Source organism: Streptomyces sp. NPDC003720, from assembly GCF_042875075.1.
Classification (GTDB): Bacteria; Actinomycetota; Actinomycetes; order Streptomycetales; family Streptomycetaceae; genus Streptomyces.
Genome location: NZ_JBIANZ010000017.1, coordinates 58410 through 82883, shown reverse-complemented (window position 1 = coordinate 82883; position 24474 = coordinate 58410). Strand labels below are relative to the sequence as shown.

Annotated in this window: 21 protein-coding genes and 1 other RNA gene; 4 read left to right on the top strand and 18 right to left on the bottom strand. The window is 72.5% G+C overall.

Translation table 11 applies throughout. From position 1 onward, the window contains the following. Positions 1 to 62 precede the first annotated feature (62 nt). The 9 genes from ACFYU0_RS34285 to ACFYU0_RS34245 form a co-directional block, all read right to left on the bottom strand. Positions 63 to 836: a zf-HC2 domain-containing protein gene (locus tag ACFYU0_RS34285; protein ID WP_389306271.1), complete on the bottom strand. Its 774-nt coding sequence runs from the start codon at positions 834 to 836 to the stop codon at positions 63 to 65. A 62-nt stretch (positions 837 to 898) separates the two neighbouring features. Continuing rightward, positions 899 to 1483: a sigma-70 family RNA polymerase sigma factor gene (locus tag ACFYU0_RS34280; protein ID WP_037932079.1), complete on the bottom strand. Its 585-nt coding sequence runs from the start codon at positions 1481 to 1483 to the stop codon at positions 899 to 901. A 278-nt stretch (positions 1484 to 1761) separates the two neighbouring features. Beyond that, on the bottom strand, positions 1762 to 2355 hold the full coding sequence (locus ACFYU0_RS34275; protein ID WP_351665302.1) for a CGNR zinc finger domain-containing protein: 594 nt from the start codon (positions 2353 to 2355) through the stop codon (positions 1762 to 1764). A 132-nt stretch (positions 2356 to 2487) separates the two neighbouring features. Continuing rightward, positions 2488 to 3639, bottom strand: a complete 1152-nt coding sequence (locus ACFYU0_RS34270) for a uroporphyrinogen-III synthase (protein ID WP_351665303.1) — start codon at positions 3637 to 3639, stop codon at positions 2488 to 2490. 85 nt (positions 3640 to 3724) lie between these two features. Beyond that, positions 3725 to 5095 (bottom strand): nitrate/nitrite transporter, encoded by a 1371-nt coding sequence (locus ACFYU0_RS34265; RefSeq protein WP_389306268.1) that lies wholly within the window; start codon positions 5093 to 5095, stop codon positions 3725 to 3727. 158 nt (positions 5096 to 5253) lie between these two features. Further along, on the bottom strand, positions 5254 to 6618 hold the full coding sequence (locus tag ACFYU0_RS34260; protein ID WP_389306266.1) for an acyltransferase: 1365 nt from the start codon (positions 6616 to 6618) through the stop codon (positions 5254 to 5256). Beyond that, positions 6618 to 8795 carry a glycosyltransferase gene (locus ACFYU0_RS34255; protein ID WP_389306264.1) on the bottom strand — a complete coding sequence of 726 codons (2178 nt, stop codon included), beginning with the start codon at positions 8793 to 8795 and terminating at the stop codon, positions 6618 to 6620. The genes ACFYU0_RS34260 and ACFYU0_RS34255 overlap by 1 nt, the downstream gene beginning before the upstream one ends. Before the next feature lie 16 nt (positions 8796 to 8811). After that, complete coding sequence (locus ACFYU0_RS34250) at positions 8812 to 9690, bottom strand: hypothetical protein (protein ID WP_389306262.1); 879 nt, start codon at positions 9688 to 9690, stop codon at positions 8812 to 8814. Positions 9691 to 10041: 351 nt separating this feature from the next. Then, complete coding sequence (locus tag ACFYU0_RS34245; protein WP_389306260.1) at positions 10042 to 11010, bottom strand: LysR family transcriptional regulator; 969 nt, start codon at positions 11008 to 11010, stop codon at positions 10042 to 10044. Positions 11011 to 11107: 97 nt separating this feature from the next. Here ACFYU0_RS34245 and ACFYU0_RS34240 point away from each other — a divergent pair, with 97 nt between their 5' ends. The 3 genes from ACFYU0_RS34240 to ACFYU0_RS34230 all read left to right on the top strand — a co-directional run bounded on the left by ACFYU0_RS34240 (position 11108) and on the right by ACFYU0_RS34230 (position 14448). Then, positions 11108 to 12367: an MFS transporter gene (locus tag ACFYU0_RS34240; protein WP_351665313.1), complete on the top strand. Its 1260-nt coding sequence runs from the start codon at positions 11108 to 11110 to the stop codon at positions 12365 to 12367. Positions 12368 to 12444: 77 nt separating this feature from the next. Then, positions 12445 to 13113 carry a trimeric intracellular cation channel family protein gene (locus ACFYU0_RS34235; RefSeq protein WP_351665315.1) on the top strand — a complete coding sequence of 223 codons (669 nt, stop codon included), beginning with the start codon at positions 12445 to 12447 and terminating at the stop codon, positions 13111 to 13113. Positions 13114 to 13176: 63 nt separating this feature from the next. Continuing rightward, entirely contained in the window at positions 13177 to 14448 is a 1272-nt protein-coding gene (locus ACFYU0_RS34230; protein WP_389306257.1) for an amidohydrolase, read from the top strand. Positions 14449 to 14579: 131 nt separating this feature from the next. Here ACFYU0_RS34230 and ssrA read toward each other — a convergent pair. The 5 genes from ssrA to ftsE all read right to left on the bottom strand — a co-directional run bounded on the left by ssrA (position 14580) and on the right by ftsE (position 18537). Beyond that, positions 14580 to 14966, bottom strand: a transfer-messenger RNA (tmRNA) gene (gene ssrA, locus ACFYU0_RS34225). Between the two features lie 136 nt (positions 14967 to 15102). Beyond that, a complete protein-coding gene (gene smpB, locus ACFYU0_RS34220) occupies positions 15103 to 15582 on the bottom strand; it encodes an SsrA-binding protein SmpB (RefSeq protein WP_143638372.1) in 480 nt (159 codons plus the stop codon). A gap of 56 nt (positions 15583 to 15638) precedes the next feature. Next, entirely contained in the window at positions 15639 to 16817 is a 1179-nt protein-coding gene (locus ACFYU0_RS34215) for a S41 family peptidase (RefSeq protein WP_351665321.1), read from the bottom strand. Positions 16818 to 16885: 68 nt separating this feature from the next. After that, positions 16886 to 17803 carry a permease-like cell division protein FtsX gene (gene ftsX, locus ACFYU0_RS34210; protein WP_351665323.1) on the bottom strand — a complete coding sequence of 306 codons (918 nt, stop codon included), beginning with the start codon at positions 17801 to 17803 and terminating at the stop codon, positions 16886 to 16888. Positions 17804 to 17847: 44 nt separating this feature from the next. Beyond that, the gene (ftsE, locus tag ACFYU0_RS34205) at positions 17848 to 18537 is read right to left on the bottom strand and encodes a cell division ATP-binding protein FtsE (protein WP_031159396.1); all 690 of its coding nucleotides are present in this window, start codon (positions 18535 to 18537) and stop codon (positions 17848 to 17850) included. A gap of 231 nt (positions 18538 to 18768) precedes the next feature. Here ftsE and ACFYU0_RS34200 point away from each other — a divergent pair, with 231 nt between their 5' ends. Beyond that, entirely contained in the window at positions 18769 to 18960 is a 192-nt protein-coding gene (locus tag ACFYU0_RS34200) for a hypothetical protein (RefSeq protein WP_351665325.1), read from the top strand. 92 nt (positions 18961 to 19052) lie between these two features. On the opposite strand, the gene ACFYU0_RS34195 is transcribed toward ACFYU0_RS34200, so the two are convergent. The 4 genes from ACFYU0_RS34195 to ACFYU0_RS34180 form a co-directional block, all read right to left on the bottom strand. After that, positions 19053 to 19838 (bottom strand): hypothetical protein, encoded by a 786-nt coding sequence (locus ACFYU0_RS34195; RefSeq protein WP_389306253.1) that lies wholly within the window; start codon positions 19836 to 19838, stop codon positions 19053 to 19055. Positions 19839 to 20128: 290 nt separating this feature from the next. Further along, entirely contained in the window at positions 20129 to 21235 is a 1107-nt protein-coding gene (gene prfB, locus ACFYU0_RS34190) for a peptide chain release factor 2 (RefSeq protein WP_351665329.1), read from the bottom strand. Between the two features lie 91 nt (positions 21236 to 21326). After that, on the bottom strand, positions 21327 to 22553 hold the full coding sequence (locus ACFYU0_RS34185) for a serine/threonine-protein kinase (protein WP_389306250.1): 1227 nt from the start codon (positions 22551 to 22553) through the stop codon (positions 21327 to 21329). 174 nt (positions 22554 to 22727) lie between these two features. Beyond that, on the bottom strand, positions 22728 to 24413 hold the full coding sequence (locus ACFYU0_RS34180; RefSeq protein ID WP_351665333.1) for a serine/threonine-protein kinase: 1686 nt from the start codon (positions 24411 to 24413) through the stop codon (positions 22728 to 22730). Positions 24414 to 24474 lie beyond the last annotated feature (61 nt).

The window sequence follows — 24474 nt, the reverse complement described above, 5'->3', positions numbered from 1 at the left end:
CCCTTCTGACGTGCTGGGCAGCCGTCAACCGTACGCGAAGGGGACCCGGCAAAGCTACGTGACTACGCATCCACCTGCACGAGCTTCTTGCCGTCGAAGGTGGTCACCTCGAAGTGGTCGATCTCGTCGGGCTTCAGGGCGGTGCCGCCGCCGATGTACAGCGGCTTGCGGGACTCCGGGGTCTTGGCGTCCGGGATGCCGTAGCCCCACTTGGGGACGGACCAGGAACCCAGGGTCTGGCGGTCGCCGTTGTTGCCGACGGCAACCAACGAGCACTTGAGCGGCCCCTTCACGCCCTTGAGCTCCAGGACGGCCGAGGTGCCCCAGTCCTTCTCGCCCATGGCGACGGTCGCGCTGGCGCCGGTCGTGCTGTCGCTCCCGCTGACCTTGTCCGGAAGCTGCTGGAACGTGGTCTGGGCGGTGGCCGCGAGCGGCGTGGCCGTCTGCCCCGAGTCGCCGCCCGCGTTCACCGCCATGACGGCCACCGGGCCGCCGATGACCAGCGCGGCGGCGGCCGCCACCAGGTAGAAGCCCTTGCGCCGCTTTCGCGCACGGCGTTCGGAGACCTCGTCGACCAGCTTCTCCACCAGCCGCGGGCTCGGCCTGGCGGACAGCGACTCGCCGATCGCCGGGGTGCTGCCGGAACCCGGCAGATCGGCCAGCGCGGCCAGCATCGGCTCCATCCCGGCCAGCTCGTCCAGTTGCTGGGCGCACCACTCGCACGTGGCGAGATGCGCCTCGAAAGCGGTCGCCTCGGCGTCGTCGAGCAGACCGAGGGCGTAGGCGCCCACGGTCTCGTGCTCGCTCGGCACCGAAGATCCCTCGCTGGGGCTCATGGGTCCAGAAATACCCGGACCACCCGGGCCGAATCCTTGCATTCCTCGGAATCCACCGCTCATCACGCCGTCACCCCCCGCTCCTCCAGTGCCAGCTTCATCGACCGCAGGGCGTAGAACACCCGGGAGCGCACCGTGCCGCTCGGGATGCCCAGCGTCTGGGCCGCCTCATTGACCGTACGTCCCTTGAAGTACGTCTCGACGAGGACCTCCCGGTGCGCCGGGGTCAGGTCGTCGAGCGCGTCGGACAGCGTCATCAGCCACAGCGCCTTGTCGATCTCGTCCTCCGCGGGGATGACCTCCAGCGGCGACGGATCGACCTCCTGCGGCCGGGCCTGCCGGCTGCGGTGGCCGTCGATGACGATGCGGCGCGCGACCGTCACCAGCCAGGGGCGTACCGAACCGGTCGCCCGATTGAGCTGACCGGCGTTCTTCCAGGCACGGATGAGCGTCTCCTGCACGACGTCCTCGGCGCGCTGCCGGTCTCCGGCGACCAGCCTGAGGACGTACGCGAGCAGAGGTCCGGCGTGCTCGCGGTACAGCGCACGCATCAGCTCCTCATCAGGTTCCGAGGGCTGTGAGGACATGCGATGTCGGGCCCTCGATCCACGTTCATTGGCCACGGCCGCATCCTTGCGCACGCCCACCTCCGGTGTCCGGGGGTTCCCCCAGTCGGTCGCTCGCCCACCCGTACGGACAGGGGCGGCCCACCGTTCAAACGGAAGTGACGGTTTTCCCGGGAGTGACGTCACGACCGGGACATGCGCACACATTCCCACCGCGCGGTGTCCACATTTCCGACACATCGCCGGGGCGGTCCGCGCTGCCCGTGCGCAGGGACCGGCAAACCGGCTGTTACGCAAATCACTCGACCCGCGCCAGGGGAGTTTCCTCGGTTATCCGGCGGAAGGGTTGTAACGGGCGGTCAGGCCCGGGCGAGCGCCGCCCGTCGCCGGTGCCGGGCCACCCGCTCCCGGTTGCCGCAGACCTCGCTCGAGCACCAGCGCCGCCGGCGTCCGCGGGACGTGTCCAGGTACACCAGGGGGCAGTTGTCGCCCTCGCACTCGCGGACCGCGGCCCGCGCCACGGGGTCGGTGAGCAGCTCCACGGCGTCCCGCGCCAGGAGCGCCAGCAGCGCCGCGCACTCGGGCGCCCGGGCCAGTTCGCGCTCCAGGACGCCGTCCGCGCGGCGCACCGCGCACGGGACCGGGAGCGCGGCGCGGGCGGCCTCGTTGAGCCGGCCGAGCGCGCCGTCGTACGGCCGGGGGTCCGCGGCCGCGGTGCCGCGCAGCAACTGCTCGACGTCCGCGCGCAGTTCCCGGAACCGCTGCGGCCAGGAGGCGTCGGCGTGCTCCAGCGGGGTGCCGGGCGGCACCAGTGCGGCACCGTGGATCCAGACCCGCAACGACCGGACGGAGTCCAGCCGTTCGGCCGGATACGCGGTCGCGAGGAGGTCCAGGCAGATCCGACCGGCGTCGAACCGCGGCTCGTTCGGGGCCGGGGCCGTACTCAGCGTCATGTGCCTGCCACCGCCTAGGACAGGGGAACAGTTGCGTCGCTCCCCTTCACAGTGCCCGTGCCGCCCGGCGCGCGGAACCCTTCGGACGGTCTTCGCGGCGGCTTCCCCGGCGGAACCGGGTCCCGCCCCGCCTCAGTCGTCCGCGTACTTGGCGTCCGCGGCCGGGTCGAGCGCCAGCCGGTAGCCCCGCTTGACCACCGTCTGGATCAGCTTCGGGGCGCCGAGGGCCGTGCGCAGCCGGGCCATCGCCGTCTCCACCGCGTGCTCGTCGCGTCCCGCGCCCGGCAGCGCCCGCAGCAGTTCGGCGCGGGCCACCACCCAGCCCGGCCGCCGTGCCAGCGCCCGCAGCAGCGACATGCCCGCCGGCGGCACGGGCTTCAGCTCCCCGTCCACCAGCACCGCGTGCCCCCGGATCTCCACCCGGCGCCCGGCGACGGGCAAGGCCCGGGCGCGCGCGGGCAGTTCCTGGCACAGCAGCTGCACGAGCGGCCCGAGCCGGAACCGCTCCGGCTGCACCGTGTCCACGCCCCGCGCCTGCAACGGCAGCGCGGTCACCGGCCCCACGCAGGCGGGCAGGACGTCATGGCCGAGCGCGGCCAGCACCTCGTCGAGCAGCCCGCGCTCCTCGGCCCTCGCCAGCAGGGACGCGGCGGCGGGCGCGCTGGTGAAGGTGAGCGCGTCCACCGCGCGCGCGGCGACGGCGTCCAGCAGCCGGTCGACGGGGCCGATGTCCTCCGGCGGCATCCACCGGTACACCGGCACCGGGACGACCTCCGCTCCCCCGGCCCGCAGCGCCTCCACGAACCCCGGCAGCGGCTCCCCGTGCAACTGCACGGCGATCCGGCGCCCGTCGACGCCCTCCTCCAGGAGCCGGTCCAGCACCTCGGCCATGGACTCGCTCGTCGGCGACCACGACTCGGTCAGCCCCGCCGCCCGCACCGCGCCCTTCACCTTGGGCCCGCGGGCCAGCAGTTCGACGCCTCGCAGGCGCTCCAGCAGCGGCTGCCCGAGCCCCCATCCGTCGGCGGCCTCGATCCAGCCCCGGAAGCCGATCGCGGTGGTGGCCACCACGACGTCCGGCGCCTGGTCGATGAGCTCCTTGGTGGAGGCGAGCAGTTCGCCGTCGTCGGCGAGCGGCACGATGCGCAGGGCGGGCGCGTGCAGCACGACGGCGCCGCGCCGCTGGAGCAGCGCGCCCAGCTCCTCGGCCCGGCGCGCGGCGGTGACGCCGACGGTGAACCCGGCGAGGGGTCCGTGTTCGGGGTGCTGCTGTTCGTCGTCCATGGCTCTCCTAGCTGACCCGCATGCCGAACGAGCCTGTCAACGGCGCGTGACAGGCTCGGTTCGGCTCGATGTCCGCGGTGTTACGTCACACCTCGGCGTAGCTGAGCTGCGGCTTCGTCTCGGCGGCGGCGGTGGGTACGGCCCGGGTGGCCGGACCGCGAAGGTATACGGCCCAGGTCACCGCGAAGCAGGCGCCGTAGAAGACGAGGAAGGCGACGAAGGCGCCGGTGCCGGAGCCGTAGGACAGGAAGGACTGGCGGAAGGCCAGGTTGATGCCGACCCCGCCGAGCGCGCCGACGGCCCCGATGAGCCCCATGGCGGCCCCGGACAGCCGCCGCCCGTGGGCGGCCGCCGCCTCCCCCGTGAGTCCCCCGGCCAGGGCCTTGGCCTGGAAGATGCCGGGGATCATCTTGTACGTCGACCCGTTGCCGAGCCCGCTGAGCACGAAGAGCACCACGAAGACCGGCACGAACAGCGCCAGCGACTTCGCCATGCTCGCCACGACCAGGACGGCGGTGGCGGCGGCCATGCCGACGTAGTTCCACAGGGTGATCCGCGCCCCGCCGTACCGGTCGGCGAGCCATCCGCCGACGGGCCTGATCAGGGAGCCGAGCAGCGGGCCGATGAAGGTGAGGTACGCGGCCTGCAGCGGGGTGCGCCCGAACTGGTTGGTCAGCACCTGCCCGAAGGCGAAGCTGTAGCCGATGAACGAGCCGAAGGTGCCGACGTAGAGGAAGGCCATGATCCAGGTGTGGCCGTCCCTCGCCGCGTCCCTGGCGGCGCCGGTGTCGTTCTTCACCGCGGCGAGGTTGTCCATGAAGAGCGCGGCGAGGACGGCGGCGACCACGATCAGCGGGATGTAGATCCCGAGCAGCACCCGCGGCCCGCCGCTCGCCCCGATGATCGCGAGGGCGATCAGCTGGATGACCGGCACGCCGATGTTCCCGCCCCCGGCGTTCAGCCCGAGCGCCCACCCCTTGCGGCGCAGCGGGAAGAAGGCGTTGATGTTGGTCATCGAGGAGGCGAAGTTGCCGCCGCCGATGCCGGCCAGCAGTCCGACCAGCAGGAAGGTGGAGAAGGAGGTCCCCGGCTCCATCACCGCGAACGCGGCGACCGTCGGGACGAGCAGCAGGCTCGCCGAGACGATCGTCCAGTTGCGCCCGCCGAAGACGGCGACGGCGAACGTGTACGGCACCCGCACGACCGCGCCGACCAGCGTGACCACGGAGGTCAGCAGGAACTTGTCGGCGGGGGTGAGTCCGTACTCGGGCCCCATGAAGAGCACGAGCACGGACCACAGGGTCCAGACCGAGAACCCGATGTGCTCGGACAGCACGGAGAACCACAGGTTCCGCCGGGCGACCCGCTCCCCGGTCGCCCTCCAGAACCCCTCGTCCTCGGGATCCCAGTGCTCGATCCAGCGACCGCTGCGACGGATTGGGTCCGGACCTGTCATGACGCCTCCACGGTGCTCCGGGACTCGGTGGTTCGCGGTGATGAGTCCCGACGGTAGGGAGGGCGCGTTTCCTGGCTGTGGCTGTGGGTGACCGGTAGGGAACTTCGCTCTCACTCACCGCGCGGGCGGGCCGTGAGGGCCGGTCCGGCGAAAACCCGTCAGCCCCGGTGCGCCCCGGCGCGGAGCCCGCGGTTCCTCGGCGCCGAGCCGTCCGGCCACAGCCGTGGTGCGCGCTTGGCCGCGATGTCCTCCATCCAGCCGAACCAGACGACGCAGCTCGCGATGAACATCCAGGTGATCGCCAGCACCGGCCAGGGGCTCTCCAGCAGCCAGGAGAAGTGCAGGTACATCACGTCGAACTGCCAGAGCTGGTCCCACAGGGTGGCGGCGACGAGGATGCAGAGGTTGTGCCAGAGGTAGATCGTCACCGCTCTGGAGTTGAGCAGGGTGATCAGCCGGTCGAAGGGGCGCAGCCAGCGGGGCCAGTCCGTCCACGAGGGGCTCACGTGCAGGAGCAGCAGCACGGTGGCGAAGGACCACAGGGACTGCGCGAACGGGATGTCGTCCAGGTCGTGCCCCTCCCTGAAGCCGTGCGTCAGGGCGTACCAGAGGCCCAGGACCGCGATGGCCGGAGCGACGGACGGGACGACGTAGCGGGGCATGCGCCGGAGCACGCCCTCCTGGTGCGCCATGCCCAGGATCCAGCAGGCGCCGAAGGTGCTGAAGTCCGTGAGGGCGGAGGGGATGCGCTCGCCGGGCAGGTTGAGGTAGCCGAACTCGAAGGCCGCGGAGAGCGCGATCGGCGACAGGACCGTCGCCCAGGGCAGCGCCCGCAGCGCCTTCAGCAGGAACGGGGACAGCAGGACGAACCAGAGGTAGGCGCGGATGTACCAGAGCGGGCCCGCGAGTTCGCCTCCCCAGTCCTCGCCGAGGACGCCGTGGATGCCGCGCAGGCCCTCGGCGTAGGGCGGGTCGCTCAGCGGCAGGATCCAGAAGCCGAGGTGCAGCCACCACCAGCCGGGGTGTCCGTCGTCGCCCGGGCTCCAGCCCTGCAGCACCATGCCGGTCACGCCGAGGGCGCCGAGCAGCCACAGGGGCGGCAGGAGGCGGCGCAGGCGGCTCCGGACGACCTGCGCCGCCGGGCGCTTGAGGGAGCGGGCCATGAGGTTGCCGGCCAGGGCGAACATCACGCCCATGGACGGGAACACCACCGGCAGCCAGGCCCAGCCCATCAGGTGGTAGAAGACCACCCGGAAGAGCGCGACGGCGCGCAGCAGGTCGAAGTACCGGTCGCGCGCCGGGGCCCGGCGCTGCTCGGGCTCGGCGGGCCGGGTCGGCTCGTCCGTGCCGGACGGGAGGGTGGGTACGGTCACTGCTGGGGCTTCCTGGGTCGTCGTCGGGAAGGGCGCCGACGGGGCGAGCGGAGGGGCCGGTCGGGGCGGCCGTGCGGCGAAGGGCCCGTGGGGAGCCCCGGGCGGCTCCGCGCCCGGCCGCGGCACGGAGCCGAAGGGCGGCGTCGTCATCAGGCCGGCCTCCCGTCCATCGCCCGCCGGTCGGGGACGGACGCGGTCGGCGGGGCCGACACACCGCCGTTGCGCCGCAGCTTCTGCCAGCGCAGGCGGCCGCCGGTGAGCGCGGTGATCCAGGACTGGAGCAGCACGACGTACATGAGCTGGCGGTAGAGGATCTGCTGCAGGGGCAGCGAGATCAGCGGCGTCAGCGGTTCCCGGTCGAGGGCGAAGGCGTAGGCCGCGCAGGCGGCCTGTACGGCGAGGACGCCCAGCCATGCCACGACCGTCTTCTCGGTGGGCCCGAAGACCAGGCCGTAGACGAGGAAGATGTCGATGAGCGGGGCCAGGAGCGGGGCCACGACCATGAACAGGGACACGAGCGGCAGGCCGACCCGGCCGAAGCGCCCGGAGGGACCGCGTTCGACGACGGCACGGCGGTGCTTCCAGATCGCCTGCATGGTGCCGTACGACCAGCGGTAGCGCTGGGACCACAACTGCTGGACGGACTCCGGGGCCTCGGTCCAGGCCCGGGCCTTCTCGGCGTACACCACGCGCCAGCCGTCGCGGTGCATCGCCATGGTGATGTCGGTGTCCTCGGCGAGGGTGTCGTCGCTCATGCCGCCGACCCGTTCCAGGGCCGAGCGGCGGAAGGCCCCGACCGCGCCCGGGATGGTCGGCATGCAGCGCAGGACGTCGTACATCCGGCGGTCGAGGTTGAAGCCCATCACGTACTCGATGTGCTGCCAGGCGCCGATGAGGGTGTCCTTGTTGCCGACCTTGGCGTTGCCGGCGACGGCGCCGACCCGGGGGTCGGCGAAGGGCTGCACCAGTTCGCCGACCGTGGCCGGCTCGAAGACGGTGTCGCCGTCCATCATCACGATCAGGTCGTACCGGGCGTTCGCCATACCGCGGTTGAGGGCGGCGGGCTTGCCCGCGTTGAGCTGGCGGATCACCCGTACGTTGGGCAGTCCCAGCCCTTCGACGATGCGGGCCGTGCCGTCGGTGGAGCCGTCGTCGATGACGAGGACCTCGATGGGGTGCTCGCTGCGCATCAGCGAACGGACCGTGTTCTCGATGCACTTGGCCTCGTTGTAGGCCGGCACCAGCACCGACACGGGTTCCGTGACGGGCCGCGGGCCCCAGCGGAATCCGCGCCGGCGGGTGCGGCGGGCGTGCACCGCGGACAGCAGCAGCATCCCGCCGAAGCGGGCGAGTACCAGGGTGCCGATGACCGCGAGGCACACGACCAGCGCGCCGGTGGCCCGCTCCGACGCCTGCACCAGGAAGATCCAGGCCTTGCCCTTCCAGAGGTCGAGGCCCGTGACCGGGGTGCCGGCGCTCGGCGCGTCCAGTGCCTCGGTGAGGTTCTGGAACCGGTAGCCGCGCTCCTGCAGCCGGGGCAGGAACTCGTCCAGCGCCTGGACCGTCTGGTGGCGGTCGCCGCCGGAGTCGTGCATCAGGACGATCGCGCCCTTGCCGCCCTCGGGCGTCGCCCGGCGGACGATCTCGTCCACGCCGGGCCTGCGCCAGTCCTCGCTGTCGGTGTCGTTGAGGACGGTCAGGTAGCCCCGGCCGCCGATGTACTCGGTCACCGGCCAGGACCTGTCGTCCATGGCGTCGGCGAACGAGGAGTACGGCGGCCGGAACAGGGAGCTGCGGATGCCGGCCGCTCCGGCCAGCGCGAGCTGGCCCTGGGAGAGCTCCCAGTCGACGCGCCGCTCGGAGTGGTACGACAGGTCGGGATGGTTGAAGGTGTGCAGGCCGACCTCGTGCCCCTCGTCGACCACGCGCTTGACCAGGTCCGGGTAGCGGGAGGTCATGGTGCCGGTGACGAAGAAGACGGCGTGCGCGCGGTGCTTCTTGAGGATGTCGAGGACCTTCGGCGTCCAGGTGGGGTCCGGGCCGTCGTCGAAGGTGAGGACGATGCGGTGGTCCGGCACCCGCAGGCTGCCGGTGCGGCCGCCACGGGTGTCGATGACCGGACCGCCCTCGAGGACCGCTTCGGGCACCTTGTCGTTGGCCGCCTCGGGCCGCACGCGGAAGTCCGCGAGGATCTCGTTGTGCACGTGCCCGCGCAGCATGAGCATCGCGAGCGTGGCGACCAGGACCAGGACGGACAGCAGATAGCGCAGCGGGAGCCATCTGCGCCTGGCGGGCGGGGAGGAACGGGGACTGGAAAGTGACGGCATGGGGCGGCTTCGCTGATCAGAGGCGCGGACGCGGGGCGGTCGGGCCGGCGGCGCCCTGGGCCTCGGGGCCCGTGCCGCCGGCGGGGGAGAGTGACGGGGCGGGGGACGCGCCGGTGCTCGACGCGGACGGGTCCGGGGAGGAGCCGGCCGGGGTCGCCGGGGCGGTGGACGGGTTCCTGGTGCCGCCGACCACGCTGGAGCCGGCGGGCGTGCCGGCCGTCGGCGCCGCGTCGGCGGACGTGTGCGAGGCGCCCGGGGCGGAGCTCGGCGCCGGACCGGAGCCCGGTACGGCGCCGGCGCGCCCGGTCGGGGACGCGACGGGTGCGGCCGCGGAGCCGCTGCTCTCCGGCGTCGGCTCCGCCGAGACGCTGGGCAGCGGCGGGGTGTCCACCTGGCCGGCGGGCGCGTTCTCGTCCTGGCCGGGCACCGGGACCCAGGGCGCGTCCGAGCTGCCCGAGAACAGCGTCACCACGATGATCACGGCGTACACGGCGCAGGCCAGGCCGACGATCACGCCGAGGCGGCGGAAGGTACGGCTGCGGCGGCCGGACGCGTCGACGAAGACGGGGCCGTCGGCGTTCTCGCGGCCGGCGCCGTGCGCGGCGCCCGCGGCCGGGTCCAGCCGGCCGTCGCCGAGCTGGACGGCGTTCATCTGGACCGTGACCTCGTGCGGGTCGTGCGTGGGGTCGTGGGCGGCCGGCTGGGCGGGGATGGCGGGCAGGGGCTCGCCCCAGGGGTCGCGGAGGGGCTCGGCGGCGCCGGCTCCGGGGTGGCCGCCGGCCCGCACCCGGCGCAGCACGGTGGTCTGCTCGGGGTCCGTGGCGGGGGCCGCGGCGCGGCCCGGGGCCCGGCGGAAGTCCGCGGCTCTGCGGTCGTTGCGGGGCCGTGGGATCACGGCCGTCCCGTCGGCCTCGGTCCGGGCGGCTCGACCGCCCCGGGATATTCCGGCCGCCGGGAGGGACCCGGTGCCGGGGACGTCACCGGTCTCCGGGAACACCTGCGGGTGACTTTCCGCCACCCGGCGTTGCACGGGCGCGGACGGCACTTCGGGCCGGACCGGTTGGGCGTCTTCTCGCCACTCTTTCACGTGCGCACATCCCCCCACGGGACAGTTCCGGGTGCGCATCGACACCGAGCACCCGTCGTTCGAACCAGGCCCCCACCCAGCCCGAGCGCCCCCTTTACCACACCGTGCTCGGGCCCCGAATGTAGCGCATGCGCAGGTGCCGTGTTCGCCATGTGCCGCCTAACGGGCGCTCATCACATCATCATCCACGGCTGGAATCCATCGGTCGACCGGCCGTCGCAGCCACCCTTCGGCTCCCGCGATCTCGCTCGCGGCCCTGCGGAGCGCCGTCAGCCCGGGGTGGACCAGCCCCTTGCGCCAGACCAGGGACACGGGTGAGAGCGGGACCGGGTCGACGAGCGGCCGCAGCACCGAACGGGGCATGGCCGGAAAGTCCACCACGGCCAGGATCGCGTTGCGGGTCTTGGCCATGATCCGCTCGAACTCCTCGTCGCCCACCGGCAGCGGATGGGGCGGTGCGAGCCGGATATCGCGTCCCTCGAAGAGGTGAAGCGCGAGGTCGGTCCACTCCCGGGTGCGCGGGTTGCCCGCTCCGGCGTACACCGTCTCCCCGGCCAGCGCCCCCAGCGGGACCTCCGGCAGGGCGGCCAGCGGGTGGTCGTCGGGCAGGACGACGGCCATCGGCTCGTAGCGGACCGGCTGCTGTTCGAGACCGGACCGCAGCGCCGGGTCCAGGCCCGCGAAACGCCCGAAGGAGACGTCCAGCCGGCCCGCGAGCACCTCGGCCGCCGCTCCCGTCAGACCGCTCTCGTAGCGGGCCATCAGCTCGCAATCGGGGGCGAGTTCCCGGGCCCGGTGCAGCACCCGGCGGCCGGTGAGCAGGCCGGCGGAGTTGAGGTCGACCAGCAGCGGCCGGGCCTGGCCGAAGGCGGCGAGCAGGTCGTCTTGGGCGGCCAGTACCCGCCGGGCGTGCGGCAGCAGCCGCTCGCCGTCCGCGGTGAGCGTCACCTGCCGGGTGGTCCGCACGAACAGCTCGGCGTCCAACTCGCGCTCCAGCCGCCGCACATCACGGCTCAGCGCCTGCTGGGCCACGTACAGGCGGGCCGCGGCCCGGGTGAAGTGCAGCTCCTCGGCGACGGCGACGAAGGCGCGCAGCAGGCGCGGTTCTATGGCGGCGGGAGCGGGCATGGCGGCGAATCTACCGCCCCGATTCACAACGCATGTGCGTGAGTCGGCGCCGAGAAGGTGTTGGACCGCGTGATCCACCGCGGGCCACCGTTGAGCCATGCCGCCACAGACCACCGAGGACAGCCGGATACCGGACGAGCAGTGCGAGGAGCGCGGGACGGGGCGGCCCCGCGGATACCGGGGGCTCTTCTCCCGCCCCGGCACGCTCGCCTTCACCGCGGGCAACCTCGTCGCACGGCTGCCGATGGGCATGTTCAGCGTGAGCGCGGTCGTGATGATCGCCGGGGCCCGGGGCTCCTACGCGCTCGCCGGCGCCGTCACCGCCGCCGGTCTGGCGGCGACCGGGGTGGCCGGGCCGTGGATCGCGCGGCTCGTCGACCGGCACGGGCAGGCCCGGGTCGTCGTGCCGGCCACCCTCACGGCGGTGCTGGGTAGCCTCGCCCTGCTGCTGTGCGTGCGCTTCGGCGCCCCCAACTGGACCCTGTTCGCCGCCTACGCCGCCACCGCCGCCACCCCCAACATCGGCGGTCTGTCCCGCGCCCGCTGGGCCCACCTGCTGCGCGACGAGCCCGCGGCCCTGCACACCGCCAACTCCTTCGAGCAGGCCGCCGACGAGCTGTGCTTCATGCTGGGCCCGGTGCTGGCCGCCTTCCTGACCGGCACGTTCTTCCCGGAGGCGGGCACGCTCGCCGGGACCGTGCTGCTGCTGGCCGGCGTGCTGCTGTTCACCGCGCAGCGGGCGACCGAGCCGCCGCCGCTGGCCCGGTCCAAGGCCCGGTCCCCGTTGCGCAGCCCGGGTATTCCGGCGCTGCTGGCCTGCTTCGTGGCGACCGGCTCGGTGTTCGGCTCGATGGAGGTCGTCACGATCGCCTACGCCGACGCCCAGGGGCACCGGGCGGCGGCGGGCCTGGTCCTCGCGCTGCAGGCGGCGGGCTCGTGCGCGGCCGGTCTGCTGTACGGGGCCCTGAAGCCCGCCGGTCTCGGCCTGCCCCGCTGCCTGCTCGCGATGGCCGCCCTGATGACCCTGCCCTGGCTGGCCGCCGCCACCACCGGTTCCCTCGTCGCCCTGGCGGGCGCGCTGCTGGTGGCGGGCATGGCGACGGCGCCGACGATGGTGACCGCGATGACCCTGGTGCAGTCCCGCACCCCGGCCGACCGGCTCAACGAGGGCATGAGCCTCGTCGTCACCGGCCTGCTCACCGGCATCGCCTGCGGTTCGGCGGCCGGCGGCTGGGCGGCCGAGCATGGCTCGCCGGCCACGGGTTTCGCGGTGCCGGCGCTCGCGGCGGCCGTGGCTCTGGTGATCGGCGCGTCGCGGCTCCGGACGGGGGCGGCCGGGCGGCCGGCGGCCCGGTAGGCGGGCGCTCACCGGGCGGGGGCCCGCTCCGGCTGGTTCGATGGTCGGGGCGACGGTGAGGGCGGAGGTGCTGATGCGTGGCCGGCTGGCTGTCCCCGGAGAACGTCACGGAGGTGACCCGGGTGCTGGACCTGAGCGGGGTGTTCGCCAACGGGACACTCGGCGGGGTGCTGGCCCGGAGCCGCCGGCTGGACCTCTTCGGCTTCCTGGTCATCGGCATCGTCTCCGGTCTCGGCGGCGGCATCCTGCGCGACACCCTCCTGCAGCACGGGACGCCCGTCGCCCTGACGGACTACACCTATCTGACCGTCGCCACCGCCGGGACGCTGCTGGCGTTCCTGGCCGACCTGAGCCGTCACACCTCCGGCTGGACCTTCAACCTGCTCGACGCGCTGGCGCTCAGCGTCTGGGCGATCGCCGGGGCGCAGAAGACCCTCTCCGTCGGCCTCGGCTGGCTGCCCGCCGTGCTGCTGGGCACGATCACAGCGGTCGGCGGCGGCGCCATCCGGGACCTGCTGCTGGCCCACACTCCCTCCATCTTCGGCGGCAATCCCCTGTACGCGACCGTCGCCGTGCTGGTGAGCGGGGTGACGGTGCTCTGCAGCCGGCTCGGCGTGCCCACCGTCGGCATCGCGGCCGGGCTCCTGCTGGGCGTCTCGCTGCGGATGGTCGCGCTGGTCCGGGGCTGGCACCTGCCGGGCAGCCGCGACTGGCGGCCCAGGTCGTCCCGCGGCCGCGGCTCGTGACCCGGACGGGGGACTCACCGGGGGGGGGACCACCCGCCGAGGAACGAGGAGCACCGCACAGTCATGAGCCTCAGGGATCGCGTGGACGAGGTCGTAGCCGGGCTCGGTGACATCCGGCCCGAGCTGGAGGGCTTCTACGAGGACCTGCACACCCACCCGGAGCTGGGCCACCAGGAGCACCGGACCGCGACCCGGGTGGCGGAACGCCTGGGGAGCTGCGGCTACCGGGTGCAGGACGGGATCGGCGGCACCGGCGTGGTCGGCGTGCTGGCCAACGGGGACGGGCCGACGGTGCTGCTGCGCGCCGACATGGACGCGCTGCCGGTCCGCGAGGAGACCGGCCTGCCGTACGCCAGCAAGGCCGTCGGCAAGGACGCGGCGGGCCGCGAGGTGCCGGTGGCCCATGCCTGCGGTCACGACATGCACGTCACCTGTCTGCTGGGCGCGGCCCGGCTGCTGGCCTCCGCCCGGGGGGCGTGGCGGGGGACGCTGGTGGCCCTGTTCCAGCCGGCCGAGGAGCCCGGTGACGGCGCCGACCGGATGCTCGCCGACGGACTCACCGATCTCGTGCCGCGGCCGGACGTGGCGTTCGCCCAGCATGTGCTGCCCTATCCGGCCGGGCGGGTCGGCACCCGCGCCGGTTCCTTCCTGTCCGCGGCGGACAACATCCGCGTCACCGTGCACGGCAGGGGTGCGCACGGCTCGGCGCCGCAGGCCGCGATCGACCCGGTGGTGATGGCGTCGATGATCGTCGTGCGGCTCCAGACGATCGTCTCGCGCGAGCTGGCCGCCACCTGGCCCGCGGTGCTCACGGTGGGCTCGGTGCAGGCGGGCACGAGCGGCAACGTGATCCCGGAGTCAGCGGAACTGCTGCTGAACGCGCGCACCTACGACGAGGGGACCCGGACGGCCGTCCTGGCCGCGGTGCGGCGGATCGTGACGGCCGAGTGCGCCGCCTCCGGAGCGACCCGCGAACCGGAGATCGAGGAGGGCACCCGCTTCCCGCCGACCGTCAACGACGCGGCGGTGACCCGGGAGGTGGCGGCCGCCTTCGAGGAGGTCTTCGGGGACCGGACGGGCACGGTGGAACTGCAGAGCGCGAGCGAGGACTTCAGCCGCATCCCGGACGCGTTCGGCGTCCCGTACACCTACTGGGCGCTCGGCTGCGTCGACCCCGACGTCTACGCGACCGCCCGGCGGCGCGGCACGGTGGCGCAGGACATCCCGGTCAACCACAGCTCCCGGTTCGCGCCGGTCCTCCAGCCGACCCTGGACACCGGCGTCCTGGCCCTGGTCACGGCCTCGCTCTCGCGGCTCGCCCGGCGGACCGCATGACAAAGGCCCCGTCGCTCCGGAGCGACGGGGCCTTGCCCACATGGGATGAGGGGGTCCGGGGGTCATGCCCCCGGAGATCCCGACGGGACGGACTGGGCTCGCGTTCGCTGCGAGCACGGTCCACCACCGTCTCGTGGAGATGGCGGGAATCGAACCCGCGTCCAACGGTGCGGAACCAGGGCTTCTCCGTGTGCAGTTCGCTTCGCTTTTCTCGGCCCCGGCGATCACGCGAACAAGTCGCCGACGGGCCCAGTCACTGTTTGGTTTCCCTCTTCACCCCGTGACCGGGATCAAGGTTTAGTTCCCTAGTCGATGCCAGGATCCGGGACGGGAACAAGCCCGGGCTGACACTCCCTTGAGAGCTTCGCTAGCTGCTAATTAGGCAGCGAGGGCGAAGTGGGAGGAATCGCGCTTGGTGTTGGCGATTATTGTTTTCGGCCTGTGGTTTACGAGATCATGGCCGCTTCCTCGACACGCTTCCCCTGCTTCGACATCCGCTGTCGAAACCGATCATCCCCATGTTGTTTTTTCAAACCCCTCCGAGGAGGGCCCTCCGGAGAGGGGGCTCGCACCCTCTGTGGGGTGCGCTGCCATCGTACGTGACCAACGCGGTCCGGTGCCAGCCTATTCCCGCCGGTCGCGCCGGTCCGGTGACTAGGCCCGCTGCTTGCGCCGCACAGCCGACATCGCGCGGTCCGCCTCGCGCCGGTCCTGCTTCTCGCGCAGGGTCTGGCGCTTGTCGTACTCCTTCTTGCCCTTCGCCAGCGCGATCTCGACCTTGGCGCGGCCGTCCTTGAAGTACAGGGCGAGGGGCACGATCGTGTGACCCGTCTCCTGGGACTTCGCCTCCAGCTTGTCGATCTCGTCGCGGTGCAGCAGCAGCTTCCGCTTGCGCCGGGCGCTGTGGTTGGTCCAGGTGCCCTGGCTGTACTCGGGGACGTGCACGTTGTGCAGCCACGCTTCGTGACCGTCCAGTTGCACGAACCCGTCGACCAGCGAGGCCCGCCCCTGGCGCAGTGACTTCACCTCGGTGCCCATCAGCACGAGACCGGCCTCGTACGTGTCGAGGATGAGGTAGTCGTGCCGCGCCTTCTTGTTCTGCGCGATCAGCTTGCGCCCTTTTTCCTTAGCCATAGTGCGCCCATTTTCGCACCACGGAGGGGGTGCGGGGGAAGCGCATTAACAGGGCGCTACGAGGGGTCGCCCAGACCGCCCAGGACCGTCTCGGCGCGGCGCAGCGCCTGCGGCCCCGCGTCCAGGTCCGGGGTGATGCCCCGGCCGTCGACCGCGCGGCCGGACGGGGTGCGGTAGTGGCCCACGGTCAGCTCGGCCACCGAGCCGTCGGGCAGCTCGGTGGGCATCTGGACGGAGCCCTTGCCGAAGGTGCGGGTGCCGATCACGACCGCGCGGCCGCGGTCCTGCAGCGCGCCGGTGAGCATCTCGGCCGCGCTCATCGTGCCGCCGTCGACCAGGGTGACCAGGGGCCGGCCGGTGTCGCCGCCGGAGTCGGCGTGCAGGGCGCGCTGGGCGCCGTCGACATCGTAGGTGGCGACCAGGCCGCCGTCGAGGAAGGCGGAGGCGGTCTCCACGGACTCGGTGACCAGACCGCCGGAGTTCCCCCGCAGGTCCAGGACGATGCCGGCGCCGGACGGGGCGCGGCGCACCGCGGCGCGCACGGAGTCGCCGGAGCCCTTGGTGAAGGCGGCGACCTTGATCACGGTGATCCTGTGGGGCAGCCTGTGGACGGTCACCGGGTCCGTGGACAGCCTGGCCCGGCGCAGGGTCTCGGTCCACGCGCGCGTGCCGCGCTGGAGGCCGAGCGTCACGGTCGTGCCCGCGGCCGCGTCCTCGGCGTCGCCGCGGAGTAACGAGACCACCTCCGTGACCGGCCGTCCGGCCACGTCCGTGCCGTCGACGCTGCGCAGCCGGTCGCCCGTGCGGATCCCTGCGTCGGCCGCGGGCGAGCCGGGCTGCACCCGGGACACCTCGATCCGGCCGTCCGGCTCGGCCCGCGCGAACAGCCCGGTGCCGGTGTACTCGCCGTCCAGGGCCTCCCGGAACTCCTGGTACTCGCCCTCGGAGTAGACGGCTCCCCAGCGGTCCCCGCTGCGGCTGACGGCCCGTTCGGCGGCCTCCATGGGCGACTTGCCGTCGGCCATCGCCTTGGCGGCGGCCCGCCGCACGGCCTCGTGGCGGGTGGCCGAAGGCGCCGGCGCGGAAGCGGACTTGGGGCCGGAGCGGGCGCCCTGGCCGGTGTCCGGGAAGGAGCCGGTTGCGGCGCCGGCGACCAGGGCGCAGGCGAAGACCAATGTCAGGGCGGCCCCACGGCCGGTGCGGCGGGGCTGACAGAACGGGTCACGGCCTGACATGGCGGTGAGTCTAGGACAACGGCGAAGGGCCGTACGGACGGACGCCCGTACGACCCTCTTGGGATGCGTCACACCTTCAGGTACTTGCGCAACGCGAAGAACGCCGCCAGAGCGGGCATCAGCACACTGGTGGCGAGGATCAGCGGCAGCTTGGTCAACACCGCGTCCCAGCCGACGAAGTTGATCAGCGTGAGCTTGTTGGACAGGGCCATGCCGTGGTCGATCGTGAAGTACCGCCCGACGACCAGGAAGACGCAGGCGAGTCCGCCGCCGATGAGTCCGGCGACCGCGGCCTCCATGATGAACGGCGCCTGGATGTAGAAGCCCGAGGCGCCGACGAGGCGCATGATCCCGGTCTCACGCCGACGGCTGAACGCGGACACCCGCACGGTGTTGACGATCAGCAGCAGCGCGACGAGCAGCATCAGCGCCATCACGCCGAGCGCGGCCCGGTTCATCAGGTTCAGCAACTGGAAGAGGTTGTCCAGGATGCCCTTCTGGTCCTGCACCGACTGCACACCGTCGCGCCCGTTGAACGCGGTCGCGATCACCTGGTACTTCTGCGGGTCCTTGAGCTTGATGCGGTACGACTCCTGCATCTGGTCCGGCGTCAGCGAGCCGGCCAGCGGGGAGTTGCCGAACTGCTCCTTGTAGTGCTTGTACGCCTGGTCCTGCGACTCGTAGGTCACCTTCTCGACGATGGCCATCTTGCCGAGGTCGGTGCGGATCTGCTTCTTCTGGTCCTCGGTGACCGCGCCCTTGGCGCAGTTGACGTCCGACTGCGCGTCGCTCTTGTTGCACAGGAAGATCGAGACGTTGACCTTGTCGTACCAGTAGCCCTTCATGGTGCTCACCTGGTCGCTCATGAGCAGGGAGCCGCCGAACAGGGCCAGGGACAGGGCGACGGAGACGATGACGGCGAAGGTCATCGTCAGGTTGCGGCGGAGACCGACACCGATCTCCGACAGGACGAACTGGGCGCGCATGGCGTCGGATCAAGCCTTTCCGTGGACGTGACTGAGGCGGCGGGTCAGTGCTGGTAGCCGTAGACGCCGCGGGCCTGGTCGCGGACGAGGCGGCCCTTCTCCAGCTCGATGACGCGCTTGCGCATCTGGTCCACGATGTTCTGGTCGTGCGTCGCCATGATGACGGTGGTGCCCGTCCGGTTGATGCGGTCGAGCAGCTTCATGATGCCGACGGAGGTCTGCGGGTCGAGGTTGCCGGTGGGCTCGTCCGCGATCAGCAGCTTGGGCCGGTTGACGAAGGCCCGCGCGATGGCCACGCGCTGCTGCTCACCACCGGACAGCTCGCCCGGCATCCGGTCCTCCTTGCCGCCGAGTCCGACGAGGTCGAGCACCTGCGGCACGGACTTGCGGATCTCGCCGCGCGACTTGCCGATGACCTCCTGCGCGAAGGCCACGTTCTCGGCGACGGTCTTGTTGGGCAGCAGGCGGAAGTCCTGGAACACCGTCCCGAGCTGGCGGCGCATCTGCGGCACCTTCCAGTTGGAGAGGCGCGCGAGGTCCTTGCCCAGGACGTGCACCTGGCCGTGGCTGCACCGCTCCTCGCGCAGCACCAGCCGCAGGAAGGTCGACTTGCCGGAGCCGGAGGACCCCACGAGGAAGACGAACTCGCCCTTCTCGACCTCCAGGGAGACATCCCTGAGGGCGGGGCGGGTCTGCTTGGGGTAGACCTTGGAGACGTTGTCGAATCGGATCACGGATGCACCACGGGTCGCCGGGGGTAGATGAGCGTGACCATACGCGAACCGGGAGTGCGAGCGCAGGGCCCGGTCGCGGTTGGTTGCGGCTTGTGCGTTTTTGTACAGGCGGGATTCGGGCTTCTCCCGGAGCCCGCGCTCTTTGCGGGGGAACCTGGCACAGTGGAGGGGGAACGTTCTGGTTCCCGTGCGCGTTCTACGGGTGATGGCCGGCGCGAGGAGGGCGAGCGCATGACGTACGACCGGTTGGTGTGCGCGAACTGCGCGTCGCCTGTGAGCGAGGGCCGGTGCCCGGTGTGCCGTGCCAACCGCCAGCGACTGCAGCAGGAGGGCTTCCTCGCGGGGATCAACCCCATGGCGCTGATCGCGCTGCTCGCGGTGCTGATCGCCGCGGTGGCGCTGCTGGCCCACCAGACCGCGTAGGAAGTACCGCGAAGACGGCCGAAGGGCCCGGAGCAAGGCTCCGGGCCCTTCGTGGTGCGTGTCGCGTGCTCAGCGTCGCCGTGCGGCTACGCTCAGGCGGCGGCGCCCCGGCCGTTCACGAGCCGCGGCAGGAAGCGGAAGCCGATGCCGCCGGCGATCATCGTCGCGGCGCCGACCAGCAGGAACGCGGTCTGTCCGGCACCGGTCTCGGCGAGCTGCTTGTCGCCGCCCTGGGCCGTGGTGTCCGAGCCCGTGTCGGTGAGGGCGGAGGAACCCTCCTCCTGGGCGGCGTTGTCGTTGCCGCCGCCCTGGGGGGCGTCGCCGCCGGTGGTGGAGCCGCCGCCGTTGCCACCGGTGGAGCTGCCGCCGCCGGTGCCGTTGCCGCCACCGTTGCCGTTGCCGCCACCGTTGCCGTTGCCCTGGGTGGACCCGTCGGTGGTGCCCTGGGTCGTACCCTCCGAGGTGCCCTGAGTGGTGCCCTCGGTAGTGCCCTGGGTCGTACCTTCCGTGGTGCCCTGGGTCGTACCTTCCGTGGTGCCCTGGGTCGTGCCTTCCGTGGTGCCCTGGGTCGTGCCCTGGACGGCGCCCGCGATGGTGCCCTCGGTGGTGCCCTCGGTCACGCCCAGAGAGGTGCCCTCGGTGGAACCCTGGATGGCGCCGGCGATGGTGCCCTCCGTGGTCCCCTCCGTAGTGCCCTCGGTGCCTTCCGTGGCGCCCTGGTCCTCTCCACCCTCCGTGCTCACGCCCAGCGTGATCGGCCCGGCCTGGACACCGAGGTCCAGGGCCGAGGCGGCGCCCGCTGCGGTGAGCGAGGCGCCGGCCGCGATCACGGCGCCGGCGGCTATCCGCGCGACCCGGATCCGCGTCTTCTTCGTCATGTGTTTGCTACCCCCAGTAGCTGTCGTCAATGAGGCGGCGCGTGGGGCTTGCCGTGATCGACGGAGGCAGCCGTGACGAGATCTGCGTCAATTCCCCCGGTTCACATGCGCCCCAGAGATACGCATGCCACGCTTCACCCTTCCGAGTTTTCAAAGCATCGTCAAGGCCGTTGCGGGCGCGATGTCCGATGGGGCGGCGTTTGCCGTGACTTGGAACCCGTGAGTGTGATGTAAAACCCAGACATAAGACAACTGCCGCCTCCAGGGCGGCAGTTGTTATGTCGACAAAGTTACTTCTCCTGCTGCTTGCGCCAGCGAATACCGGCCTCCAGGAACCCGTCGATCTCGCCGTTGAACACGGCCTCCGGGTTGCCCACCTCGTACTCGGTGCGCAGGTCCTTGACCATCTGGTACGGGTGCAGCACGTAGGAGCGCATCTGGTTGCCCCAGGAGTTGCCGCCGTCGCCCTTGAGGGCGTCCATCTTGGCCTGCTCCTCCTGCCGGCGCCGCTCCAGCAGCTTGGCCTGGAGGACGTTCATCGCGGTCGCCTTGTTCTGGATCTGCGACCGCTCGTTCTGACAGGAGACGACGATGCCGGTGGGGATGTGGGTCAGGCGCACCGCGGAGTCCGTGGTGTTCACGCCCTGGCCGCCGGGACCGGACGAGCGGTAGACGTCCACCCGCAGCTCGGACTCGTCGATCTCGATGTGGTCGGTCTGCTCGACCACGGGGAGGATCTCCACGCCCGCGAAGGAGGTCTGGCGGCGGCCCTGGTTGTCGTAGGGCGAGATGCGCACCAGGCGGTGGGTGCCCTGCTCGACGGAGAGGGTGCCGTAGGCGTACGGCGCCTGCACGGCGAAGGTGGTGGACTTGATGCCCGCCTCCTCCGCGTACGACGTCTCGTAGACCTCGGTCTTGTAGCCGCGCTGCTCGGCCCAGCGCAGGTACATGCGCTGGAGCTTCTCGGCGAAGTCGGCGGCGTCGACGCCACCGGCCTCGGCGCGGATGTTGACGAGCGCCTCACGGGCGTCGTACTCACCGCTGAGCAGCGTCCGGACCTCCATCTCGTCCAGCGCCTTGCGGACGAGGACCAGCTCGGCCTCGGCCTCGGCGCGGGTGTCCGGGTCGTCCTCCTCCTCGGCCATCTCGAAGAGGACGGCGAGATCGTCGATCCGGCCGCGCAGCCCCTCCGCCTTCCTGACCTCGGCCTGGAGGTGGGAGAGCTTGCTGGTGATCTTCTGCGCCTCGTCCGGGTTGTCCCACAGGGACGGCGCGGCCGCCTGCTCCTCGAGCACGGCGATGTCTGCCCTCATCCTGTCGAGGTCCAGGACGGCCTCGATCGACTCCATGGTCGAGGAGAGGGACTTCAGCTCTTCGGATACATCGACGACTGCCACGCATCCAGCGTAACGGCTCCGCCGAGCGGCCAGAGCAGGACGGCCCGGCCGAACCTGTGGGCGACCGGCGCCGCCCCCGCCCGGCCGGAAGTCACGGCGTCGAGGTGCTGTGGGTGCCCGCCGGGGGTTCGTCGTCGCCCGACGTCGCCGCCCAGGCCCCCACGCCGACGGCCGCGGCCAGCACCACCCCGGCCACGCCCAGCGTGATCCGGCGCCGGCGCAGCGCGGCCCGGTGCCGGGCCGAGCCCGGCCGGGGCGCTCCCGGCGCGCGCGGGACCCGCGCCGTGCCGTGGGCCCCGCCCGCCAGCTCGTCGGGCGCCGGCACCCGCATCGAGGTGTGGGTGTCCCGGTTGGAGTCGGGGCGGACGCCCTGCACCAGGGACACCGCGCCCCGCCGCCGCACCGGCTCGCCCGCGCCCGGGTCCTGGGCCGTCTGGTCCTCGGTCTCGTCGGCGGAGTCCGCGTCCGGCTCGTCCACGTCCAGCGGGGGCATGCCGGCCAGCAGGGGGAGCTGCTCCCGCAGCCGTGCCGCCAGCTCCGAGGCGCGCAGCCGGGAGGCGGGCGCCTTGGCCAGGCACTGCACGAGCAGCGCCCACAGCTCCTCGGGGATGCCGGGCAGCGGTACGACGGTCTCGGTGACGTGCCGGCGCAGCACCGCGCCGGGGTGGCCGCCGCCGAACGGCGTGAAGCCGGCGAGGAGTTCGTAGAGGACCGTGGCCAGCGCGTAGATGTCCACGGCGGCGCGCGGGGGCAGGCCCTCGACGATCTCCGGGGCCAGGTAGTCCGGGGTGCCGATGATCTTCGTGGCGCGGGTCCGCTTCGGAGAGTCGATCAGCTTGGCCACGCCGAAGTCGGTGAGCAGCGCCGGGTGGGCCCCGCCGGGGCCGAGCGGGCCCTGCATGTCGAGCAGGATGTTCTCGGGCTTCACGTCCCGGTGGACGACCCCGGCCGCGTGGGCGGCCGCGAGCCCGTCGGCGACGTCCGCGACGATCGCCACGGCCGACTCCGGCGCGAGCCGCCGCTCGCGCTCCAGGCGGGTGCGCAGGTCGGTGCCGCGCACCAGGTCCATGACCAGGGCCAGGTCGTTGCCGTCGACCACCAGGTCGCGTACGGAGACGATGTGCGGGTGCTCAAGGCCGAGCAGCGCGGTGCGCTCCTGCACGAAACGCCCGACGAGTTCCTGGTCGGACGCCAGGTCCTCACGCAGCAGCTTGATCGCGACGGACCCCTCCGGTCCCTCGCCCAGCCACACCGTGCCGGCGCTGCCCCGCCCCAGGATCTGGTTGGCGGTGTACCGGCTGCCGATCTTCCGTGCCAAGACTGCTCCTACCGACGCGTGTTGTCGCCCCTGCGCCACTCCGGGGGACGACCCCCGGGCCCCCGGCCGACAGACCGGGACCCCCGGGCGACAAAACTACGCGTCGAGCGAGCCAACCTTCACCGCCGAGGCGGAAATCACCCGCCGGATGTCGACAAATTCCCAAACTCGCGTTCAGTTGCCGCCGCCGGAGGAGCTGTCGAGCTGCTTGATCCAGTCGCCCACCTGCCCGGCCCAGTCGCTGAGCTGGGACCAGTAGCCCCTGCCCTGGCCGACCCAGGTGTGCAGCGGGGTCAGCTCCCAGACCAGCCAGCTCGCGACGACCAGGATGACGATCGTGAACAGGCAGCCCTTGAGGCAGCCGAGTCCGGGGATCTTCATCGGGTTGGCGCTGCGCTGCCGCGGCGCCCGGGGCTCGCGCGCGGGGCGCTGCGGCTCGGGGGCGGGGGGCGCGTAACGCTGGGGCTGCCGCTGCGGCTGCCGTTGCGGGGCGTACTGCTGGGGCTGGTCCGGGTAGCCGTATCCGGCGTGCGGCTGCTGCCGGCCGCGCTGCTGCGGCTGCTGCGGGCGCCCCTGCTGGGGTTGGCGCGGCTGCTGCTGCGGCCGGGCGACCTGGCGCTGGGGGCGGCGGCGCAGCGGGTCCTCGTCGGGGCCGAGGTACTGGACCTGCGTCTGTTCGTTGCGGTCCCGGGCGGCGCGGAGCTGGTTCTGCCAGGGGTGCGGCTGGTCGGGCCGCTGTCCCTGCGGGCCGGTGTTCGGCAGCACCGCCGTGGGGTCCGCGGCGCCGGTGTTCGGCAGTACGGCGGTGGGGTCGGCGGCGCCGGCCGGACCGCCGGTGTGGGGCAGGACGCTGGTCGCGGAGTTGGGGTCGTACCCGCCCTGCGGCGCGTTCGTCGGCAGCACCTGGGTGGGGTCGGCGGCGCCGGGCACCCCGGGGACGGCGGCCGGGGCCGGGTCGGGGGCGAGCAGGGCGCCCACGCCCTCGGCGGCGGCGATCTGGGCGGCGTTCGCGTGCACGCCGACGCCCTCGGCGACGACCCGCAGCCCGCGCGCGAGGTTCTCGGCGCTGGGCCGCTCGTCGGGGTTCTTGCGCAGGCAGCGCTCTATGACCGTCCACAGCGGGTCCGGGACGGTGGAGGGGCGGCGCGGCTCGGCGCTCAGGTGCTGGTGCAGCACTTCGAGGGCGCTGCCGCCGGAGAACGGCGGACGGCCGGTGACCAGCTCGTACAGCAGGATGCCGGCGCCGTACACGTCGACGGCCGAGGTCTGCGGGCGGCCCTCGGCGGACTCCGGCGCGACGTACGCGGGCGTGCCGACGAACTCGTGGGTGCGGGTCAGGCCCGGGGAGTCGGCGAGGCGGGCGATGCCGAAGTCGGTCAGCATCGGGTGCATGCGGCCCTCGTACTGCTGGAGCAGCACGTTGGCGGGCTTCAGGTCGCGGTGGACGACGCCGTCGGCGTGGCTCGCGGCGAGGGCGTCGGCGATCTGCGCGGTCATCAGCGCGGCGGCGACGGGCGTGAAGGGGCCGTTCTCGCGCAGGTAGCGGTGCAGGTCGGGGCCGTCGACGAGGTCCATGACCAGGGCCAGCAGATCGCCCTCGACGACCAGGTCGCGCACCCGCACGATGTTCGGGTGGGTGAGCCGGAGCAGGACGGACCGCTCGCGCAGGAAGCGCATCACGATGTCCGGGTCGCTCGCCAGCTCCTCCTTGAGGACCTTGATCGCGACCGTCTCGCCCGGCTGGCCGGGCACGGCCGCCTCCGCACCCGCCGTCTCGCGCTGGCGGGCACGCCAGACGGTGCCCGTGGCGCCGCGTCCGAGCGGCTCCTCGAGCAGGTACTTGCTGCCGACTGGCCGCACGTCACGCGCTCCCTGCTGCTTGCTTGCCGGTGTTCTGGTGTTCCGGCCCACTGTAGTGCCG

Excerpts from the sequence above, each read along its gene's own strand:
- ACFYU0_RS34265 (WP_389306268.1), bottom strand. The coding sequence starts at position 5,095 with ATGACAGGTCCGGACCCAATCCGTCGCAGCGGTCGCTGGATCGAGCAC.
- ACFYU0_RS34240 (WP_351665313.1), top strand. The coding sequence starts at position 11,108 with ATGCCGCCACAGACCACCGAGGACAGCCGGATACCGGACGAGCAGTGC.
- ACFYU0_RS34245 (WP_389306260.1), bottom strand. The coding sequence starts at position 11,010 with ATGCCCGCTCCCGCCGCCATAGAACCGCGCCTGCTGCGCGCCTTCGTC.
- smpB (WP_143638372.1), bottom strand. The coding sequence starts at position 15,582 with ATGGCTAAGGAAAAAGGGCGCAAGCTGATCGCGCAGAACAAGAAGGCG.
- ACFYU0_RS34260 (WP_389306266.1), bottom strand. The coding sequence starts at position 6,618 with ATGACGACGCCGCCCTTCGGCTCCGTGCCGCGGCCGGGCGCGGAGCCG.
- ACFYU0_RS34270 (WP_351665303.1), bottom strand. The coding sequence starts at position 3,639 with ATGGACGACGAACAGCAGCACCCCGAACACGGACCCCTCGCCGGGTTC.
- ACFYU0_RS34230 (WP_389306257.1), top strand. The coding sequence starts at position 13,177 with ATGAGCCTCAGGGATCGCGTGGACGAGGTCGTAGCCGGGCTCGGTGAC.
- ACFYU0_RS34255 (WP_389306264.1), bottom strand. The coding sequence starts at position 8,795 with ATGCCGTCACTTTCCAGTCCCCGTTCCTCCCCGCCCGCCAGGCGCAGA.
- ACFYU0_RS34285 (WP_389306271.1), bottom strand. The coding sequence starts at position 836 with ATGAGCCCCAGCGAGGGATCTTCGGTGCCGAGCGAGCACGAGACCGTG.
- ACFYU0_RS34200 (WP_351665325.1), top strand. The coding sequence starts at position 18,769 with ATGACGTACGACCGGTTGGTGTGCGCGAACTGCGCGTCGCCTGTGAGC.
- ACFYU0_RS34215 (WP_351665321.1), bottom strand. The coding sequence starts at position 16,817 with ATGTCAGGCCGTGACCCGTTCTGTCAGCCCCGCCGCACCGGCCGTGGG.
- ACFYU0_RS34275 (WP_351665302.1), bottom strand. The coding sequence starts at position 2,355 with ATGACGCTGAGTACGGCCCCGGCCCCGAACGAGCCGCGGTTCGACGCC.
- ftsX (WP_351665323.1), bottom strand. The coding sequence starts at position 17,803 with ATGCGCGCCCAGTTCGTCCTGTCGGAGATCGGTGTCGGTCTCCGCCGC.
- ACFYU0_RS34195 (WP_389306253.1), bottom strand. The coding sequence starts at position 19,838 with ATGACGAAGAAGACGCGGATCCGGGTCGCGCGGATAGCCGCCGGCGCC.